This is a genomic window from Shewanella carassii (assembly GCF_002777975.1).
Taxonomy (GTDB): Bacteria; Pseudomonadota; Gammaproteobacteria; order Enterobacterales; family Shewanellaceae; genus Shewanella; species Shewanella carassii.
Genome location: NZ_NGVS01000019.1, coordinates 1 through 793, shown reverse-complemented (window position 1 = coordinate 793; position 793 = coordinate 1). Strand labels below are relative to the sequence as shown.

The following is a 793-nucleotide window of genomic DNA, read 5'->3' as shown; positions in this document are numbered from 1 at the left end:
GCAGGCCAATGGCTTTTGGTGCAATTCGGCTAAACGGACATTCAACAGACATTCGAGTCAATCGCATTTAAACCAAGAGCAAAAGGGCACTCAGCGAGCGGAGCTCAACGCCTTTCCCTAAAACAGGGGAAGCCGGGGCTCAGACAGCAAGAGCTCAGACAGCAAGAGTACCGCGAAAGGACAAGGACAATAAGGACAGCGAAGATGAGTCATCAAGGGAGCGGGATGCGTTTTGGATTCAAGGCGGGCAGTTTGGCAGAGGATAGCCTGTCGGTGCTGTCGTTCAAGCTGAAAGAATCGCTGTCGAGTCCTTATGTGGTTGAGCTTGAGTTGCTGAGTCGCCGGGACGATATCAAGGCGAGCGACTTGGTGGACCAGAGTGGGGTACTGAGTTGGTGGCAGGACGGCGAATGCCAACGAGAACTGCACGGCATAGTAAGCCGCTTTGGCCGCGGCGACAGCGGCCATAGGCAGACCTACTACCGGCTGAGACTGGAGCCGGCCCTGAGCCGCCTGCAACTGCGGCGCAACAGCCGCATCTTCCAGGAAAAGAGCCTGACCGACATCATCGCGGTACTGTTCGGCGAAATGGGCATTACCGACTACGCCTTTCGCTGTGACCCGCGCCATGAAAGCCGCAAACGGGAATACTGCGTGCAGTATGGCGAGAGCGACTTTGACTTCTTCGAGCGCCTGACCCGCGAAGCGGGGTTGTTCTACTACTTCGAGCACAGCAGCGACAAACACACCCTGGTGCTGTGCGATGCACTGGACAAACTGAGCCTGAGCCCCC

Annotated in this window: 1 protein-coding gene; it reads left to right on the top strand. The window is 57.0% G+C overall.

The window, feature by feature from the left end; translation table 11 throughout:
* Positions 1-204 precede the first annotated feature (204 nt).
* A partial coding sequence (tssI, locus tag CBE72_RS10440; protein ID WP_157929067.1) for a type VI secretion system tip protein TssI/VgrG occupies positions 205-793 on the top strand: 589 nt, incomplete at its 3' end.